The following is a 17,833-nucleotide window of genomic DNA, read 5'->3' as shown; positions in this document are numbered from 1 at the left end:
TGGTGCAACGGTGCGGCGTGGTCCGTCGTCGGCCCGCGTTGGAAATCCTCCCAAGGTGGAAGCCGCGGTTGCCAGGCGCTGTCTATGGGGAAAGTGAGCTGAGGTTTCCAGAGACGGTTGAGCGTGACTGACGGCTCGAAGGATGTCGACGGCCTCCAAGGGAGCCCGGATCTGCGTTGGTGATCATATTCGGTCTCGGGCGCCGCATTTCACCGGCGGTTCGCGGGCGCTGGACCGCGTGAGGCAAGCCAGGGGCAGTCCGGAACGGGCGTGAGAACCGGAGTGTTGTTCGTGGTAGTGACGGGCGGTTCGTCATGCGGCCTGCTCCCGCGGTGGTGCGCGCGACATCGGTTTCTGGCCGCGACGGAAGACCTCGACGATGCGCATCGGGCCACCGCAGCACGGGCACGGCTCGCGCAGGGTGAGCGGCTCAGGCTCCGCTGGTTCCTGTGCTTCCAGTTCGGGCGGCCGCTGCCGGAGGAGATCGCGGATGCGGGCGATGGTGGCCTTGCGTGTCGCGCCAGCCAGCAGGCCGTAGTGCCGGATGCGGTGAAAGCCCCCGGGCAGGACGTGCATCAGGAAACGGCGGATGAACTCGGGCGTGGCCAGGCGCATGACCCTTTGTCGATCGCCGGATTTGACGCGGTAGTCCTTCCAGCGGAACGCCACAGTCTCGGCGTCGGCGCTGATCAGGCGATGGTTGGAGATGGCCACTCGGTGGGTGTAGCGGCTCAGGTAGGCGAGCACGGCCTCGGGGCCGCCGAAGGGCGGTTTGGCGTAGACGACCCATTCGGATTTGCGGAATGGCGCGAGCCAGGCGGTAAAGGCATCCAGGTCCTCGAGGCGTTCGAGATCACCGTAGAAGTCCAGCTCCTTGGCGCGATGCAGGGCCAGCAGCCCATCGAGAAACAGGCGCCGGAAGAGGCGCGACAGAACTCGCACGTGCAGGAAGAACCCGGGCTTGCAGGCGACCCACCGGGTGCCATCCGGTGACAGGCCTCCGCCCGGCACGATCATGTGGATGTGGGGGTGATGCGTCAGTGCTGACCCCCAGGTGTGCAGGACACTGGTCATGCCGATCCTGGCGCCGAGGCGCTTGGGATCGGCGGCGATTGTCATCACCGTTTCCGCGGACGCCCGGAATAGCAGGCCATAGACGGCCCTCGTGTTCCAGTAGGCGATCTGCGCGATCTCCGCCGGGAGGGTGAAGACCACGTGGAAATACTCCACGGGCAGCAGGTCCTCGGCGCGCGCGGCCATCCAGTCGCGCGCCGCCGGCCCCTGGCACTTCGGGCAGTGCCGGTTCTTGCAGGAATTGTAGGCGATGTGGTGGTGGCCGCACTTGGCGCACCCGGCCACATGCCCGCCGAGCGCCTCGGTCCGGCAGGCTTCTATCGCCGACATCACCTTGAGCTGTGTCAGGCTGACATGCCCGGCATTGACCTGTCGCCACGCAGGACCATGGGCGCGAAAGATGTCAGCGATCTCCAGCTTGGGCCGGGGCACCCCGGCGCCCGGTCACTCCAGACTTCGCTTCACGGTCTGGTCCTGCAGCTTGGCCAGCATCTCGTAGGGGCTGACGGTGTCGCGGATCGTCTTGGTCGCGACATGCGTGTATTGCGCCGTCGTCGTGAGCTTGGCGTGGCCCAGCAGGACCTGGATCACGCGGACGTCCGTGTTAGCCTCGAGCAGATGCGTCGCAAAGCTGTGCCTGAGCGTGTGCAGCGTCGCCGGCTTGCTGATCCCGGCCATGTGCTTGGCCGAGGTAAAGGCCCGGTTCAATTGCCGAGGCGAGATCGGATTGATCTTCGGCTTGCCCGGGAACAGCCAGCCTTCTGGACGCGCCTCACGCCACCAGTCACGCAACAGGTTCAGCAAGCCCGGGGACAGCATGACCTTGCGATCCTTCCGCCCCTTGCCCTGCTCGACATGGATCAGCATGCGATCGCTGTCGATGTCACCGATCTTGAGATTGCAGACCTCGGCAGCCCGGAGCCCCGCACCATAGGAGATGCTGAGCGCCGCGCGATACTTCAGACCGGGCCCGGGTGCCGCCATCAGGATGTCGGACACCTCCTCGACGCTGAACACCACGGGCAACTTCCGCGGCTGGGTGCGGAACTGCATGTAGCGCTTCATGTTCTCGCGCCCGCAGGTCATCCCGAAGAAGAACCGCAGCGCCACGATCCGCACGTTGAACGTGCTGGCCGTGACCCCGGTGTCGGTCATGTGCAGCTGGTAGGCGCGCAACTCCTCCGGGGTGGCGGTATCCGGCGAATGCCCAAGGAATTGGGCGAAATCCTTTATGGCTCTGATATGGGACTTCTGGGCCTTCTCGCCCATCCCCCGGATGCGCATGTCCTCGATCATCCGCGCCCGCAGCGGCGAAATCCTCTCCTCGGTCATGGGAACCTCCTGTCTGTCGATTGAGAGGCCTCAATCGTCAGGCAGCTGCCCACATTCCCAAATGCACAGGATGGCGATCAGTCCCGAACGCCAGCCACGGGCGCCATTGCCGCGCGAGCGGCTTCGTCCTTGGGCCGCAAGGGCCGCCAAGACAATTTTCCGACACGCCCAGATTTTTTGAAATGAGCAGTCTGGCCCCATCTCCCGTTAGTCAAACGCGTTAGACTAACGGAGACCCAACCATGACCGCGCAAATCTTCAACATTGACCCAGAAATCGAAGCCGCGATTCACGCTGGCAGGCTGACCAAGATCGAAATAACCGAAGCCCGTATGAAGCTGTCGGGCGGGGTGTTCACGTTGAACGCCAAGGATCTGCTGCCGCCGAAGGTCAGTAACGATACCGACGAGGACCAACCCAAAACCAGCAAGGAGCGGCAGCGTGCTTATACTCAGCGGAAGAAAGAGGCAGGCTACAAGAAAGATTGGCTGCACCGGAGTGTTGCCATTTTGGCGGACGAAATCGGCGGACAGGAGAATATTGCTGCCGAGATCGAGGCCCTTCGCCTCCGCGCAGAGGAGGCCGAGCAAATGGCCGCGTTCGAGAGATCAAGGGCAGAGGCAGCAGAGGCGGAAGTCCGGCGCCTGAGGGCGCGGTCCTGGTGGCGGTTTTGGCGGTGATCGCTTGCGCCTTGGGCTATCCTCCCAGGGCGTAATCGTCCCCAGGTTTCTGCCGCTGAGGGTGAGCGCCCGTATGTCCGTCATCATCAACCCTGCCGCGTCTGCGCAGGGAGATTCCACGCCTCGCTGCGGCCTCGATCAATGCAACTTCGATGTCAGTCAAAAGGTTGTAGAAGTCCACCGGCGACATGCCGTGCCCGCGCAATGTGGTGAGATTAGCCGGGGTATATCTTCGGCCCTCCACTTCAACCGGCAAATCCCATGGCTCCTGATAGAAGAACGGGCGAAGCTGCAGGGAATAGTAGGCCAGGCGATCTCGCCATTTGACAAAATGGACAAGGTGCTCCGGGACCTCCAAGTCGCTATAGTCCCGGTCTTCCAGTTCCTTCATGAATTTCTTCGTGACGTTCATCTCTCCTCCTGGCTTTCAAATGCCCCGTCCAAAATGCGGTTGAGGGAACGGGATACCCCTTGAACGCTCAGGATGCGCACGTTGCGCACCGTCTTCGCATCACGCCTGACCGCCGCTTCTCTCTGATCCAAAGCTGATGAGCGCTTCGCTGAAGCCTCCTCGTATGCCGATCGTTCAGCCGCCAGCTTCTTCTGCCCGGATGTGAGGGCCGCCTCCTTCATTGCTATTCGACGCGCCTTGGCCTCGATCTCCGCCTTCTGGTCCTTGATGCGCTGCCGTGCCACCCGGTCCGCCTTCACCAGCCTCCGAGAGGTTTCATGCAGCTCTTGGCGGTCCTTCCGAAGTCCGAAAACTTCCGGTTCCACACGGTCTTTCGTGGTCGATTTCTTGCGCTCGGGAGGCATGACGCCTTGGAGGCGCATGTCGTCTCTCAAATGCTCAAAGAAGGCATCTTGGAGCGCCGATCCTTGCGAACGGCGGTCATCGCGCCCAAATCGCCGCATGGCATGCGCTTTCGAGAACTTGCTAACGCTGGCCTTTTTTACCCTGCGCCCGTCCTTGTAATGAAAATCGTAGCGGGGGAGGAGAAAGGCATCGACGGTGTGCCTGCCTCTTTCGTCACGGTCGAGGCGGGCAGCGAAGACCGCGTCGCCCCCATGGTAGCGGTTCAAGAATTCAACAGCGTTGTGAAGCATAACCCGCTGATGCGCTTCGTCAGAGCCGTCCAGGAGGCCCGTAGGAAATTGCACGAGCGCATGAATACATGCACACCGCCCAGATTGCTTGACCCCCTCCATGTGCTCTCTCCGCGCCTCGGTGAGGTCCAGGGTGCCATAAACGAGAGGGTCTACGTTCCGGACGCGTCTTTGCTGCCCGCTTGCATCTTCACGCTTCCCGTGTCGCTCCATGTTCGCCAGATCCGGGAACCCAATTGCCTTCTGCCGAACAGCGCCTACGCGCCCGGCTTTTTCGTCGCTCTTGCTCATGTCAGGGAGGTAGGGAATAGTTACCCCTTTCAAAAAAAAGGGGTTAACCCGCTAACCCTTTTTCCTGAGGAAAAAGGCGGGCCTGCCGGGGGCTAAGCTTCGCTATTTTCAGGCGGGGCAATCGCTGTAGGAGATACTGTCCAAATCCGCGCAGACGGCGACCGCTTTATGAAGCGGCCTTCAGGCCACTCGGTTTCTTTGTGGCGCATCCTGATCACAACATCGGTGTAGCCCGGGAGCGAGCCTTCTTGGACAAGCAGCACGGCGAAGGTGATCTTGCCTACATCGGCCCATTTTTGCAGTTGGGGGAGCAGGCGACGTTTTAACTGGCTGGGGACCAGGTTTGGCAGTAAATCGCTCGGTTTGAGGTCAAAGCTCGCTTGGGGATCGATCAAGCGAAATTGTGGCATCCGCTTCTTCCGGTGCAGCGGAATCTGCGCGAGGAGTGCACCACCAAATTTTCCTTGGCACAAACCGATCTCGCTGGCGTCAATCAGACCGTAGACCTCCATATCTGCCATCATCGCGAAGAAGCACGCCGAGAACCGCCAGGTCAAATACCGACCGGTTGGCCCGATTTCGATGTGGTCGAAGACGACTGGATTAGCTGCAAGTTCTGCAACTGGTTTGCGCAGAAAGAGACTTGATCGAGTTTTGGACGGCAATCCAAGTTCGCGGAGTTGCGTTACGAGGGCAAAGTGAACCTCCTGGTCGTGCTGCTCATCGATCCCAGGCCACCCATCTTCGGTCTGATTTTGCAAGAAGATCAGCGCAAAGAGGAGCTTGGCGGTGTTTGCCGAAAATCCGGCCAGTTTGATGAACTCTGCGACGTCGGCAGAGATCCGAAATTTAGTGTGCGTGTAGTGCAATTTGTTCTCCTTTCGTGACGGAAAGAAGATGGGGTCATCGCGGCGCAAACGGAAAACGTCGGCAGCAAAATTTCCGCGTATGCGCAAAGTTACCCGTGCTCCCGAGAAACTCTCCCGCAGCTGTGTCGCGATTTCCCGTCAAATGACAACGAATGCCCGCACATATGTCAGGTGCGGCGTTTTAAGCTCCTGAAATAAATAGAAGATTTGGTGTGGAACCTTTTGAACTCTGAAATCGAGAAATCGAGAAATGACAGTTCTTTAGGTGTGTTTTTGGCCAAACAGGTTCCCCTGCTCGCACCAATTTTGCCATCGTTTTGCATGTGGCTACCGCAGACATTTCCTGTGCAAAGAATATCTTAAAGCTCAAATTACATGCAGGCGTTGGCGCATGGCCTGCAAGTCAGACACATTCACCGTCTGTCCTCCAGCAAACGGGCTCTGGATCATCGAAACGTCGATCTCTACGCGCTGGATGACCTCCTGCAGGTATGCCAGATCATGGCCATCGCCGCCGTAGTGTTTGAGATTAACAGTTTCCATCTCATGGCCCATCAAGATGTGCCGCAGTTCGCTATCGGTGCGGGCCTTGATCAGCTCCACGTTGAATTGCGTGCGGAAACTGTGGAAGTCGATCCGCTTGTCGTAGACGCCGTGCGCTTTGCGGTAGCGGGTGAAGTCCTTGGTGAAGTTCTCTGAGAGCGTCTGCCGGTTTTTGCCGCGCGTGAGATGCGGGAACAAGCGATCTTCACCCTCACGACGGCGCATCGCGACAAAATCCAAGAAACCGAGAGCAATCAAGTTGGGGTGGATGGGAATGCGACGCGTCGCAGCCTTCGACTTCAGTCGCTGCCATGGTGCGCCGACTTTGATGTCAAAGAAGTGGATACCGTTCTCACATGCAACGTCTTTATCCCGCAGCTGCAACGCCTCTTCTTCTCGCAACGAATGATGGACCGAAATGAGCGGCGCCCAGAACATTGGATCACCGATATCTGCGGTTTGACCTTGGAAGACCGGTGTCCGGAACAGCTTCGGCAGCTCATCGCCCCAGATTTTGCGGCTATTGTCCTCTTGGAGAATTTCGAGACGTTCAAGCTCACTTTTGGGCCAGATCACACCCTTCATGAAGTTTTCAGTCAAGTAGCCATGGGCAATCAGATACCGAAGAACGCGCTGAGTGTCCTGCATGTGCCGATAGATGGTGTTGACGCGCAGCCTTGCGATGCTCTCCTGATGCTCCGCAGCTTCGATGTTGCCCTTACTCGCCCCCGCTTTTTCCAGTTCTGCGCGAACGCGGGCTTTGTTTGCCTGCTCTTTTAGGTCGGTTTCCTGGACAATTTTAAGGATCGAGCGGGTCTCAGTCGATGATTTTCCGTGATTTACGGGCACTCTTTGGAGGATCGAAAATGCCTCCGTGAAGTCTGCCTTCTTCAATTCCGAAACCGGCTTGTCTCCGAGGATAGCGACAAGCAGCTTTGCGGTGGACCGCAAGTTCGCCAGTGAATTGCGCTTGTAGGACAAGGCTTTTTTCGGGATCGAGATTTCTTCGATCTCTTTACCAGCTTTGCCCTGGGACCGGACCGCCCCATATTCTTCGAACGCCTCAGAAAGTGTGATGGCTACCTTCTTCGCGGGTTTCGCCGCTGGCGGGGCAGCAATTGCTGTTGCAGGGGGCTGCACTTCTGAGGGTCTGGGAACCTCAATCGGGGCAGGGACGGTCATAGCAGGTGCCGGGGTCACCGGTGTGGCAGGGGCCATCGGCAGGGCATGATGCGCCACGGGTGCGGACGTGGTTTCACTTGCCATGGCGGCCTGAAAGAACGGGCTGGGTGCGGAATAGAAGCCCTGTTCACGGCGCGCGCGCTCCATGCTGAGATCCAGCAACACGCGCGTGGCCTCATAGGCCAGAGCCATCCAGTCGTTGGTGTGTTCTTCGATCTGGACCCCCAGGCGCTCGGCGGCCGCACGCAGAGGCGCGCGTGCGACCTCTCGATTGCCCAGGAACAGCGCATCGCGCAGGGTCTCCTGCAAAGCCTGCTCACGCTGGAGGGCCAATTGTGCTTCTACGCGGGTCCGTTCCGGCGCTACGGCACGCGCATGACCGGAGGCCGCGATCTCAAATCGCACCATTTCGGACAGCAGCCGTTGCATCAACCCAGTTTCCATGTTCGTCGCACCCTTCGCGTAGTCGAAGGCACAGGTGCTGAGCCACGTTAGGCGACGGGCCAGCACCTCGGCCTCGCGAAGCACGTGAGTCCGGAGCGAGAAAGCCAGGAACGGGTTTGATTGGTGCTTAGAAAAGGCTTGGGGGAGGCGGCGCCGCCAGTAGAACGACGAAGGACGGCGCTCCAGATGCAGGCAGGTTGGTGGTCTTCTCAAGGCTCCGACTCCCGCGAGGGGTTTGTGTAATCGGATGTGACAGAGAATGTGCCCAGAACGACAAAAGCGCCCCGAGTGGAGCGCTTTATCGTTTATTTCCAATCCCTTATTTGGGAGTTGGCTCCGGCGGTAGGGATCGAACCTACGACCAATTGATTAACAGTCAACTGCTCTACCGCTGAGCTACGCCGGAATGTGAGGCGTGATATAGGAGTATCATTCTCTGACGTCCAGAGGAAAATTCAGCTCGTACCAAGATTTTTTTCGCGGAGCCGCCGCGGGTGCGAGCCGGGAGGTCAGCGTCAGAAATCAGCAGGTTTTCGACACGGCAACTCCAGAAGAAACGCAGATGGCAGGGCGTCCCGGCGATGACGGAAAGGGGATGGTTTCGGTCTGCCCTGGCTGCGGTGCCAGAGGCGGACAGACAGGGGGTGGCACGCAATCCCAGAGATCCGGTGCGAGGAGGCCACGCAAAGGCTATTCGCCTGATGTGAGGTGATAAAATTGGCTCCGGCGGTAGGGATCGAACCTACGACCAATTGATTAACAGTCAACTGCTCTACCGCTGAGCTACGCCGGAACGGTCTGTGCCGTATAGCGGTCTCGCGCTGGGGCGTCCAGAGGGGGTGGGCAAGTTTTTTCAGAAAAAATCAGTCGCCCTTGCGCTGAAAAACTGCGGTGGCTGTCAGGGCGCCCTGAGGGGCTGTCAGCATGCGGCCAGTAAGGTCGACGAGATGCGCAAAAACATTGCGTTCTGCGGCTTTCAACAGCGCCGCTGGCGTGTCAGTGTAGATCTGGCGGGCCAGCTCCGCGGCGCTGGCCGGCGCCTTTGAGAGAGCAGACATAATCGCGGCCTCGCGGGCCAAGCGGTGCTGAATCAGCCAGTCGAGGCGGGCAGCGGGATCGCGAACCGGGGCGCCGTGGCCGGGGTGGAACACGCGCCACGCACCCGCGCGAAGGCGACGGCAGGAGGTCATGAAGTCCGTCAGATCCCCATCCGGTGGCGACACCAGCGAACTGGCCCAGCCCATCACGTGATCGGCGGTGAAACAGGCATCCTTCCAACCCAGAGCGATGTGATTGCCCAGATGGCCGGGGGTGTGAATCACTTCGAGCGTCCAGTCGGCCCCCTGGATGAGCGCCCCGTCCGCCACCGTGATGTCCGGGCGAAAGGCCGTGTCGATGCCTTCACCGCCGCCGGCCAGACCTGCGGCGGCCAGCTGGGCCATCGCGGCACTGCGCCCAGCGTCGGGGCCACCAAACCCCAACACCGGTGCGCCGCAGTGCTGCGACAGCGGCGCGGCAAGGGGGGAGTGATCGAGGTGGCTGTGGGTGACGATGATATGGCTGATCCTCTGCCCGGGTTGCACGGCGGTCAGGATCGCTTCCAGGTGGCTGTCTGACAGGGGCCCCGGATCGATCACGGCCAGGTCGGTGGTGCCGAGCAAGTAGGTGTTGGTGCCGCGATAGGTCATCGGCGAGGGGTTCGGCGCGAGAATGCGGCGCAGGCCGGGTTCCAGTGTTTCAGCCTTGCCCGCGGGCGGGTTGAAATCGTCTGCTGCCTGCATCGTTCTGGTCCTGCTGCTGGTGATCTTGGGGAAGTGCTGCCGGATCGGCTTTTCTATTTTTCCGGCACCCTATAGGCTCCGACCATGTTTTTCCAATGGCTCAAACGATATGTGCCGCGCAGTCTCTATGCTCGTGCGGCGTTGATCCTGGTGGTGCCGGTTGTGGCGCTTCAGATCGTGGTCTCGGTGGTGTTCATCAAACGCGACCTTGAGGATGTGACTGTGCAGATGACGGCCACCGTACTGCGCGAGATGCGGCTGTTGCAGCAGATCATCGATGCCGCGCCGGACCGCGCTACCGCTCTGGCGAATGCCTCACCGGTGCTTCATCCACTGAATATGCAGTTGCAGTTCCTCTCCCCCGCGGCGCCGCCGCCCGAAGATGTCTTCAGTCTGACGGAGTTTTCCGGTCGGGTGGTGCGCGACGAGATGAGCAAGGCCTATCCCGCCTTTCTGGCAGCGCATTTCCTGCCCGGGCATCGGGTGCGGGTCTATTTCAGAACCGCACATGGTCCGGTCGAACTCGGGCTTGACCGACGCCGCCTGACAGCCGCCGCGCCGCATCAGCTGATCGTGACGATGCTGCTGTTTGGCTTGGTGATGATGCTGATCTCCTTTCTCTACATGCGAAATCAGCTGCGCCCGATCAAGCGGCTGGCCAATGCGGCCGAAGCCTTTGGCCGGGGGAGGGCGGTGCCGTATGCCCCCGCGGGCGCGCTCGAGGTCCGCGCCGCCGGTAGCGCGTTTCTGGATATGCGGGCGCGGATCGAACGCCAGATCGAACAGCGCACGCTGATGCTGTCGGGGGTCAGCCATGATCTGCGCACACCCCTGACCCGGATGAAGCTGGAACTGGCCCTGCTGGAGCCGGAAGACGCCGCCCCGATGCTGCGGGACGTGGCGGAAATGCAGGCGCTGCTGGATGCGTTTCTGGACTTCTCGCGTGGCGCCGCTGTCAGCGAGCCGGAGACGGTGGATCCGCGCACGTTCGTCGAGGAAATTGTGGCAGATTGGCAGCGTCAGGAGAAGCAGGTGGTTCTGGCGCAGGTCTCGGGCGAGGGCGACGTCATGCTGCGCCGCCAGCCGATGCGCCGCGCGGTGGAGAACCTGATTTCCAACGCGGTGCGCTATGGCTCGCAGGCCAGGGTGTCGCTGGCGCTGACCGAACGGTCGATGCGTATCCGGGTGGAGGACGACGGCCCCGGCATCCCGGCAGAGCAGCGCGGTGATGCGATGCGTCCCTTCACCCGTTTGGATCCGGCCCGCAATCAGGATCTTGGGTCCGGGGTGGGGCTGGGGCTGGCGATTGTCGCCGACACCGCCCGCGCCCACGGCGGCACCCTGCGGCTGGGCGAAAGCATGGATCTGGGTGGATTGCAGGCCGACATCGTGATCGCCCGGTAACGGTCCTGCGCGCAAGTTTGCGCGTCAGCCGGGCTGTGCTGGCGGGGTGGCAGCAGGGGCGAGTGGGTGCGGGAGGGGGGCTAGGGATATGGTAGGCCCGGCAGGGCTTCAACTTTTGGGTTAGTGTGTTGAAAAGTAAAGAAAAAAATGAGTGTGGGGTAATCTGAAATCTGACGTGGGGTGGAATGTGTTCACCATTTGACCTGCTGCAGCTTAGCGCCGAGGCTCAGTGCCAGCGCTTTACGCTCTGCTTCGGCAACGTAAACCTTGGTTTCATCGCTGCCCATTTCGTGCCCCAGAAGCACGTCGATTTCATAGCTGGTTGCGCCGAGGTGAGGCAGGATGGAGGACAGGCCCTTGCGGACGCCGTGCAGCGAACCTTGAACGCCTGCGTCGTCAAACCAGCGGCGTACATAGTTGCCAAGTGAGCCGTGGGTATAGGGGGTTCCCTTCGCGGTCCTGATGTAGACGCCGTCCTTCACGTCCTTCACCTCTTCCTGGAGCATCGGCATCATGGGGATTTCAACCGTGCGATTTGGCTTCTTTGATTGTGTCCAGCGCAGCCAGCGCTGACCTTCCAGTTTGAACTCATTGAAAGGGCCAAGAAGGCGCAGATCCTCGCGCCTAGCGGCAGTGCAGAGTTCGACAATCATAACCCGCCGCGCCATTGTTCCGGAGGCATGGTGCTTCATGTAGGCGCGCACATCCTCGATCGTGCAGGTGTAGAACCCTTTGGTTTTGGTGTTGATGCGCTTGATTGTCTTCGCGGGGTTTTGGTAGCCGTTCGGGTTTAGGTGTTCCCGGTCCAATGCCCATTCATACATCGCAGAGATGGACTTGCGCAGGTTGTCCCGAGCGCCTGGTGTGGCCGAGAATTGGTCCAGAAACTGCACCAGCTTCCCGCGCGGCATGTATGCGTCTTTGCGGCCGTAGGCTTCAACCAGGCGCCCCAAGTGGTGCTTGTGCCCCTTGAGGGTGAGGGGGCTGACCAGTTTGGCCTCAACCCGCATTTCCATGTCTTTTAGGAACAGGCCGGTCAGCCATGCAACAGACCCTTTCAAGGCCGGAGCTTGGGTGGGTTCCTCGATGCCGTCGCGGATGGCCTCGTAGTTTGCCATGAACTCAGCAGAGCCAGGTTTGCCTTTGATGGTTTTCTTGATGCCGTTTCGCTGAAAGCGGTAACGCGTGTTGCCGCTCGGCAAGCGCTCGACGCTGACATAAGGCAGCTTGATATCCATGGCTCAATCGTCCCAACTTTCCGGCTTGGCATCGTCGCCGCATCGCGAAGTCCTGTCAAATTGCGGAATGATGCGGATGGCGCCGGTCTTTGAAATTTCTACGACACCGATAGGCAGGCCAGCGGCCTGCGCGCCTTTGATTGCGCGGCGTACTTGAGCTTCTGTGAAGGTGGTTGCTGCCATGTTTGCCTCCTGGTTTCCGCCATTGCGCCTCGATTGCGGCGCAAAGAGAGAAATCAGTTCTTCCCCTGTGCTCGGCGCATCCGTCGGGTGCAGCGGCGCATGATTTGGCGGCGCTCTTCGTTCAGGTCGCGCAAGGCGCGCTGCCTTTGCTGTATGCGTATGTGCAGTTTCGCGAGGCGGCGTAATTCGAGCTCGTCCGCGAAATGGAGCCACAGCGCCGTTAACCCAAAAAGCTCAACCTTGTTAGTAGGGTTGCGGGGCGTTCTGCATGTCGTTTGTGTAACTGTAGGCGGTACACGGACGTGGGTTTCAACGGGCAAAGGCATGGGTGTTCCGTCTATTGGCGTGGGGTGGAGATTTTGCCGGTGTAGGCGTCGAACTCGGTCCGCAGTGCTGCAAAGCGCTCCGCTGCGGCCGGGTTGGTATTCAGCGCGCCCCGGCTGTTCGCGCCGCAGATCAGGCGCACGTACTCGGCCGTCGCGCTGGCGATGAACTGACCGCCGGGATAGCCGCTTCGCACCGCGGCAAATGTTTGGAACCGTGGGTCGTTGCACAGAATGCCAGCCTGCGTGGAGGGCGGCATGTCTTCAAAGCGGGGCTTTGCTGCGGCGATCATCAGTCTGCCTTTCTTCGGATCATGGGGCGCGGCGCGGTAGTGTGAGTGTTGGCCTGTATGCCGCGCCCCGGCGGAGCGGGCGGCAAAGCCCGCGTGTTCGAAATGGCCGGTAGGTCGAGATGTCGGTTTCAACTGACCTTGGGATGGTGGCTGGTTAATGGCGGCAGCGGCGGCGCGCCATTGTACGGGCAGTCCGGCCGACCGTCGGTTGCGCGGCGAGTGCCGTCGAGGGTGTGGCGGATCTGCGCAGCACAGAGCCAAGCATCCAGTGCCGTTGGCATGTCGCTGCCACAGGCTGAGAGTCCCAGAAGCGAGATGCGCCAGCGTGTCTCCATGAAGTCGAACCGGTCACTCGGATCGGTGCTTTCCGGCGTGAACTTACCGCCCAATTTTTGCAGCAGCATCGCCTGGCCAAACCGGCAGCGGGCGCGCAGAGCGCGGGCAGCGGCGTAGATTTCCTGTGGCGTCGACGGCATCGGTGTCCTGTCCTTGGTTGGTCGCGGGCGACGGATGGAATGGAGGATTGCGCCGCCCGCGCTGATCCGCGCCGCAAGACCGGCGCGAAACCTCAAAGAAAAGCGGCGCGTCAATCCTCCATCACGCGCCGCTACTCGGCTATTTCAGCTGGGGTGGGGCCCGCGGGTGCGTCCGGACACTGCGGCTTGGCGTTGCGCAGGTGGTCGGACAGGCGCGAGCCGGTGTGCGGTCAGGCTGCATCGCGGTGCGGCACCGGGATGTTCTTCTCCGCGATGAGCGCGCGCACCTTGGCTCCGACGCGCGCAAGGGTCTGCTCGGTGGGTTCCGGAGCGGGTTCGGGCCGGTCGATCAGATGAGCTGCGCGCAGGCGGGCCGGGTCGAACCCTTGGCCGCGTGCAGCCTTCATCGTGGCCCATGCCTGGGTGAACAGGCGGGTATCGTCCAGATAGTCTTCCGGCGAGCCGACGATCTGGCGTGCAGTGTTTGTCATGTCTTGCATTCAATCCTCCATCGGTTGATGGAGTACTGATAATGGGGTAAATTAACCCCTGTCAATACGTTTGGGGTAAATAAACCCTATTTTCTTTGCGCCGAGGTTCAAGGGAGGGACCAGAGCTTTGCTGCTTAGTGGAATGAAAAACCCGGCACGAGGCCGGGTTTCACTGGTGAGACAGTTCTTATGCGCTAGGCCTTGATACATCCTCGCCGGATTTGTGTCTGCTGAATCACATCCTTCCGGCCTTTAAGGTCGGCGATCTGAGGTGCGACGTTGCTACCCGATAGTGAGGAAACAGGCAGGCCTAGGAAGATAACACCCACAGTGTCGTTTTGGCGCGCTTTCGTTTGTTGCTCGGAAGCTGTTTTGAGCGCGCTGTCGATACGGGTGGCCTCTGCTGAAAGTTGCGAACAATTCCAGCTTTGATAGGTAGTTGGTGAAATGTAGGAGGCTTGGATTGCCTCCGGTTTCTGTGCGCAAGCTGAGAGAGTGACAATCGTAAATATGGTCGTCATGACCGCTGTAACTTTTTTCATTACTTTTCCGTTAATCGTCTTATGGTTGATGCGTGTCGTTCCTAACGCATTCAGCGGTCGGTGTCTCTCGGTTTTTGTCTCTGGGGGCAATAATGCTGTATACGAGTTGTGGAGATTTTAGGCTCGATACGGAGTGGAGAATGAAGTCTTGGAAGAGCACTTGAAGACGTCAGTGGTAGAAATACGCCAACTGTACTGGGCCGAGAGAGAACCTACCGCTAAATCATCTCTTTATGGAGAGTTCCGCAGGCCAATGTAGTCTAACCCGGGCAGCCCACTTTAGGCGAATGTTCCAAATGTTGTTTGCGCCAGGGTTCAGGCTGATTAGGTGGAAAAGGCCGGGTTCGTCTCCAGCCTTAACTTGTTTGACCCAGCCCATACCGTTTTCGTCTTCGCACACGCACCGATGGCCGATGTCTTCAAATGCCACCGCATCATGACCGTTGCGCGTGTAGAACAGAAGATCCCCTGCTGAGTAGACAGGTTCCATGCTGTTGCCTTCAACCTCAACTGCGACGATGCCGTGCGGGGATAGGCCTGGCGGGCATTCAACTTGAGGACCTCCACCTTTCTCGTAGGCATCAAATACAGGGACCTGTGCGCCGGCACCGACTTTGCCGGCTATGGCTATGGTGGGAACTGGTACTGGCTCTGTTTGACCTTCCAGAAAGCCTTCGAGTGTCGTTCCGAAAGAGGCGGCTATGCGGACTGCGTCATCAACATTGGTCGATTTAGCTTTTCCCTGGGCGAGGTTTTTCAGCTGTTCATAGGACACACCCGCGTCGCGGGCGACCTGACGCATTGACTTGCCTGTTGTTTGTATCGCCGCAATGAATGCGTCTCTGAACGTCTGTTGCATGTGGGGTAAATTACCCCAATTATGGTTAGAGCGCATGGCGTAAAAATACCCTTGACTAATGGGGTAAATAAACCCCAGAAGGGGGCATGAAACAGTTTCTTGATGAGATGGCGGCTTATGCCGAAGCTGTTGGGCGGAGCCCGCAGTATGTCCTGAGACAATCAATCGGCGCAAATTGGAGCCAGTGGCAGGCATGGAACGATGGGCAATCTAGTCCGACGCTCCATACTGTCGACAAGATCCGCCGCTATATGTCCGCCAATCCCCCTCCAGCGAATGGCGAGGTTGCCGCATGACGCGCCCCAGCCTGACCCTGATCGTAAACAATGATGTCTCATGCCAGCAGTATGCCGCGGACGCGGGGGCAAAGTCTTGGTCAAATCAGTTTGACCCCTACGCGCTGAAAGCCCAGGCGCCCGAACTATGGTCAGCCTATTTCCGCGCCCGGTTCCGCAGCCCGCGTGAGGTTGCGCTATTCTGCGATGTCAGTTTCCAGACCGCACTTAACTGGTGGGGCGCGGTGACCGCTCCTGCAAGCCATATCGCGCTGCTGGTGATGCTGACCGATCCCGGCGCGGCCGTGTTCTTCGGCAAGGAGTTGGGGGAGGCGGCATGATCGTTACCAGGACTATCTTGAAGAACACCGCAGGCGGGGCCGCCATGTCCCTTTGCCTGAGCGCCGACAGGGGGCAGGCGCGCCTGCGAGTGGCCCCCAAACACCTCCCTGTGGACCTTGGGCGCACGGTGGCCTCCCTGCTGTGCGCCCCCTTTCTGGCGGGGGTGGTGCATGCTTGATTTCTCGGGCCCGCACAACTGGCAGCGCCTGCGCGAACGCGCTGAGGGCGCTGCCTTGCTGCATGAGGGTGCTTTACTGGCGGATGTGGCTTCGAGAGCGGCGGGCAAGCTCGCCTGCCTCGCCACGCCCTATGCGGGGTTCGATGGAGGGCCGGTGTTGGCCGCAGATCTCGCCGTTGCCTGGATGGTGATGTTGGCGCGGGTCGGCGTGCTGCCGCTGTCTCCGGCCTTCATGGCGTCGGAAGCCGGTCTGGCGGTCGAGGAACCCACAGGCGCGGTGCGCCATGCCGACCTGGTCATCGTGCCGATGCTACCGGGCTGGCAGCAGTCTGCTGGAGTTTGGCAGGCGGCGTTCCTGGCGTTGGAAATGAACAAGCCGGTCTTCGTCCTGGACGGAGGCGGGCCGAGTGATCTGGAGGTAGGGCTGTGAAAGACGTGGTTGACGGTCTGGACGGGCGGACGCCTGATACCTGGCCATTGCAGCGCGGGGAAACCTTGTCCTCGCACGACTGGTTTCCCTTCTACGGGCACAAGTTCCTGTCGTCGCGATTCCTGAGCAAATGCGTCATGACCGGCAGGCGGGCGGACATCGGAACCGCGTTGATCCTGTGGTCGGAGGCGATGCGGCAGGATCCGGCGGGCACGCTGCCGACGGATGACCTCGAGCTGGCCGACATGGCCCGGTTCCGATCTGTCAGCGAATGGCAGGAGGTCCGCGAGACGGTGCTGCATGGCTGGGTGACTGTGCTCGTCGAGGATCCGCGCTCGGGTGAGGCGGAGGTGCGCCTCGGTCATCCTGGTCTGATCGAGGAGATCGCCCAGGACATGTACAAGCGCAAGCGAGGGCGGGATGCCGCGCGCGAGGCGGGGCGGCTGGCGCTCAAGAAGCACAAGATCCGCAAGAAGATGGCGGAGATGGGCGTGCCTGATCACATCATCAAGGATGATCGCGCGATCACGGCGCTGGCGGAGCACTTCGAGCACTCCGAGTTGTACATCACGCCGGACAACGTGCGGGCGGCGATGGTCGAGGTGCTGGGCTACACCGGGGATGTGACGCCGATCAGTGCCGCGCGGAAGTGGAATCCATCTGAAATGAAGTGAAATGATTTCACCTGATTTCAGTACGATTTCAGGTCTTTTGGTGAAATTGCCCTACAGGACAGGACAATAAAAAACAGAAGAATACAGAACACCTTACTGGGGGTGCCGCGAGGTGGGGGTTTGAGGAAAACGTGTCGTTGCTGAGAAAGAAGGGGAAATGGGCGATGAGCAGTAAAGAGCAGGCGGACGCAGAGCGCCGGGTCAGGCAGCGTCTGGTCGAGCCGCTGCAGCGGTTGGGGCTGGCGCGGCCCACTGGCGTAACTGCGGCGCAGTTTGAAGCGATGATTGATGATCTGTGCGGACGGCTCTCCTACATGAGCGAGATGAACCTGGATGCGCTGGCCGAACAGGCGGCCGCTCGCCCGGGCGGTCGTGATGGCACCCGTTTTCCGATCGCGGCGAAACTCTTGACCTGGGCGGCGGAGATCCAGCCGCCCGCAGACAGCGCGTCGCCGTTGATGCGGGCCGTTTTCGCCAGCGCGATCGGGCGGGCAGCTATGGCGGAGGATTGGGGGCCGGAGCTGCTGTCCTTTTTGCGCAAGAACCGCTGCTGGCCGAAGGAATATGACCTGCGCGGAATTCGCGAGCGGGCGGTTGAGGCTCGGCAACGGCTGCAGAAGCAAGACGAACAGGCCGCCCGTGGCTCTATCGTTGCGGATACTGAACGGGAGTTTCGTGCGAGGCGAAACGCGGCGCTTGACCGCTGCAAACGGATAGTGGAGGCGGTGGCTGCGCATGACTGAACACGTCGTAATCGTCGCGCCGGATGGTGGCGCAGATCTGAAACCGGTGGCGGCGTACCTGGCCGCGCGTGCAGCGCGG

At 60.4% G+C, this 17,833-nt stretch carries 21 protein-coding genes and 2 tRNA genes; 7 read left to right on the top strand and 16 right to left on the bottom strand.

From position 1 onward, the window contains the following. Positions 1-312 precede the first annotated feature (312 nt). Complete coding sequence (locus tag AC0IPL_RS21245; protein WP_474277156.1) at positions 313-1,506, bottom strand: IS91 family transposase; 1,194 nt, start codon at positions 1,504-1,506, stop codon at positions 313-315. 12 nt (positions 1,507-1,518) lie between these two features. Then, positions 1,519-2,406, bottom strand: a complete 888-nt coding sequence (locus AC0IPL_RS21240) for a tyrosine-type recombinase/integrase (protein ID WP_474277154.1) — start codon at positions 2,404-2,406, stop codon at positions 1,519-1,521. A 242-nt stretch (positions 2,407-2,648) separates the two neighbouring features. Here AC0IPL_RS21240 and AC0IPL_RS21235 point away from each other — a divergent pair, with 242 nt between their 5' ends. Next, positions 2,649-3,086 carry a hypothetical protein gene (locus AC0IPL_RS21235; RefSeq protein ID WP_474277152.1) on the top strand — a complete coding sequence of 146 codons (438 nt, stop codon included), beginning with the start codon at positions 2,649-2,651 and terminating at the stop codon, positions 3,084-3,086. A 16-nt stretch (positions 3,087-3,102) separates the two neighbouring features. On the opposite strand, the gene AC0IPL_RS21230 is transcribed toward AC0IPL_RS21235, so the two are convergent. The 7 genes from AC0IPL_RS21230 to AC0IPL_RS21200 form a co-directional block, all read right to left on the bottom strand. Beyond that, complete coding sequence (locus tag AC0IPL_RS21230; RefSeq protein ID WP_474277150.1) at positions 3,103-3,498, bottom strand: hypothetical protein; 396 nt, start codon at positions 3,496-3,498, stop codon at positions 3,103-3,105. Then, entirely contained in the window at positions 3,495-4,295 is an 801-nt protein-coding gene (locus AC0IPL_RS21225; protein ID WP_474277148.1) for a hypothetical protein, read from the bottom strand. The genes AC0IPL_RS21230 and AC0IPL_RS21225 overlap by 4 nt, the downstream gene beginning before the upstream one ends. Before the next feature lie 281 nt (positions 4,296-4,576). Next, positions 4,577-5,353 (bottom strand): hypothetical protein, encoded by a 777-nt coding sequence (locus tag AC0IPL_RS21220; RefSeq protein ID WP_474277146.1) that lies wholly within the window; start codon positions 5,351-5,353, stop codon positions 4,577-4,579. 366 nt (positions 5,354-5,719) lie between these two features. Next, positions 5,720-7,735: a tyrosine-type recombinase/integrase gene (locus AC0IPL_RS21215; RefSeq protein ID WP_474277144.1), complete on the bottom strand. Its 2,016-nt coding sequence runs from the start codon at positions 7,733-7,735 to the stop codon at positions 5,720-5,722. Positions 7,736-7,853: 118 nt separating this feature from the next. Beyond that, a tRNA-Asn gene (locus AC0IPL_RS21210) sits at positions 7,854-7,928 on the bottom strand. Positions 7,929-8,240: 312 nt separating this feature from the next. After that, positions 8,241-8,315 (bottom strand) — tRNA-Asn (locus AC0IPL_RS21205). 70 nt (positions 8,316-8,385) lie between these two features. Further along, positions 8,386-9,303 carry an MBL fold metallo-hydrolase gene (locus AC0IPL_RS21200; RefSeq protein WP_474277142.1) on the bottom strand — a complete coding sequence of 306 codons (918 nt, stop codon included), beginning with the start codon at positions 9,301-9,303 and terminating at the stop codon, positions 8,386-8,388. Between the two features lie 84 nt (positions 9,304-9,387). On the opposite strand from AC0IPL_RS21200, the gene AC0IPL_RS21195 reads away from it, so the two are divergent. Continuing rightward, a complete protein-coding gene (locus tag AC0IPL_RS21195; protein ID WP_474277140.1) occupies positions 9,388-10,707 on the top strand; it encodes an ATP-binding protein in 1,320 nt (439 codons plus the stop codon). 191 nt (positions 10,708-10,898) lie between these two features. Here AC0IPL_RS21195 and AC0IPL_RS21190 read toward each other — a convergent pair whose 3' ends face one another. The 7 genes from AC0IPL_RS21190 to AC0IPL_RS21160 form a co-directional block, all read right to left on the bottom strand. Further along, positions 10,899-11,945: a hypothetical protein gene (locus AC0IPL_RS21190; protein ID WP_474277138.1), complete on the bottom strand. Its 1,047-nt coding sequence runs from the start codon at positions 11,943-11,945 to the stop codon at positions 10,899-10,901. Positions 11,946-11,948: 3 nt separating this feature from the next. Then, positions 11,949-12,128 carry a hypothetical protein gene (locus tag AC0IPL_RS21185; RefSeq protein ID WP_474277136.1) on the bottom strand — a complete coding sequence of 60 codons (180 nt, stop codon included), beginning with the start codon at positions 12,126-12,128 and terminating at the stop codon, positions 11,949-11,951. A gap of 337 nt (positions 12,129-12,465) precedes the next feature. Next, positions 12,466-12,744, bottom strand: a complete 279-nt coding sequence (locus AC0IPL_RS21180) for a hypothetical protein (protein WP_474277134.1) — start codon at positions 12,742-12,744, stop codon at positions 12,466-12,468. Between the two features lie 128 nt (positions 12,745-12,872). Next, positions 12,873-13,220 (bottom strand): hypothetical protein, encoded by a 348-nt coding sequence (locus AC0IPL_RS21175; RefSeq protein ID WP_474277132.1) that lies wholly within the window; start codon positions 13,218-13,220, stop codon positions 12,873-12,875. A 230-nt stretch (positions 13,221-13,450) separates the two neighbouring features. Then, positions 13,451-13,720 (bottom strand): hypothetical protein, encoded by a 270-nt coding sequence (locus tag AC0IPL_RS21170; protein ID WP_474272145.1) that lies wholly within the window; start codon positions 13,718-13,720, stop codon positions 13,451-13,453. A gap of 185 nt (positions 13,721-13,905) precedes the next feature. Then, positions 13,906-14,253 (bottom strand): hypothetical protein, encoded by a 348-nt coding sequence (locus tag AC0IPL_RS21165; RefSeq protein WP_474277130.1) that lies wholly within the window; start codon positions 14,251-14,253, stop codon positions 13,906-13,908. Positions 14,254-14,476: 223 nt separating this feature from the next. Further along, positions 14,477-15,112: a S24 family peptidase gene (locus tag AC0IPL_RS21160; protein ID WP_474277128.1), complete on the bottom strand. Its 636-nt coding sequence runs from the start codon at positions 15,110-15,112 to the stop codon at positions 14,477-14,479. 86 nt (positions 15,113-15,198) lie between these two features. Between AC0IPL_RS21160 and AC0IPL_RS21155 the strand changes: the two genes are divergently transcribed. From AC0IPL_RS21155 to AC0IPL_RS21135, 5 genes are all read left to right on the top strand, one after another. Then, entirely contained in the window at positions 15,199-15,408 is a 210-nt protein-coding gene (locus tag AC0IPL_RS21155) for a hypothetical protein (RefSeq protein ID WP_474277126.1), read from the top strand. Further along, on the top strand, positions 15,405-15,728 hold the full coding sequence (locus AC0IPL_RS21150) for a hypothetical protein (RefSeq protein WP_474277124.1): 324 nt from the start codon (positions 15,405-15,407) through the stop codon (positions 15,726-15,728). Before AC0IPL_RS21155 ends, AC0IPL_RS21150 begins: the two co-directional genes overlap by 4 nt. Before the next feature lie 171 nt (positions 15,729-15,899). Beyond that, on the top strand, positions 15,900-16,337 hold the full coding sequence (locus AC0IPL_RS21145) for a DUF1937 family protein (protein ID WP_474277122.1): 438 nt from the start codon (positions 15,900-15,902) through the stop codon (positions 16,335-16,337). After that, a complete protein-coding gene (locus tag AC0IPL_RS21140) occupies positions 16,334-17,011 on the top strand; it encodes a hypothetical protein (RefSeq protein ID WP_474277120.1) in 678 nt (225 codons plus the stop codon). The genes AC0IPL_RS21145 and AC0IPL_RS21140 overlap by 4 nt, the downstream gene beginning before the upstream one ends. 164 nt (positions 17,012-17,175) lie before the next feature. Then, positions 17,176-17,754 carry a hypothetical protein gene (locus tag AC0IPL_RS21135; RefSeq protein WP_474277118.1) on the top strand — a complete coding sequence of 193 codons (579 nt, stop codon included), beginning with the start codon at positions 17,176-17,178 and terminating at the stop codon, positions 17,752-17,754. The last annotated feature ends 79 nt before the right edge of the window (positions 17,755-17,833 follow it).

This window comes from Leisingera sp. SA32 (genome assembly GCF_056033425.1).
The sequence above is the reverse complement of the archived record's forward strand: the minus strand, read 5'-3'. Positions and strand labels throughout refer to the sequence as shown.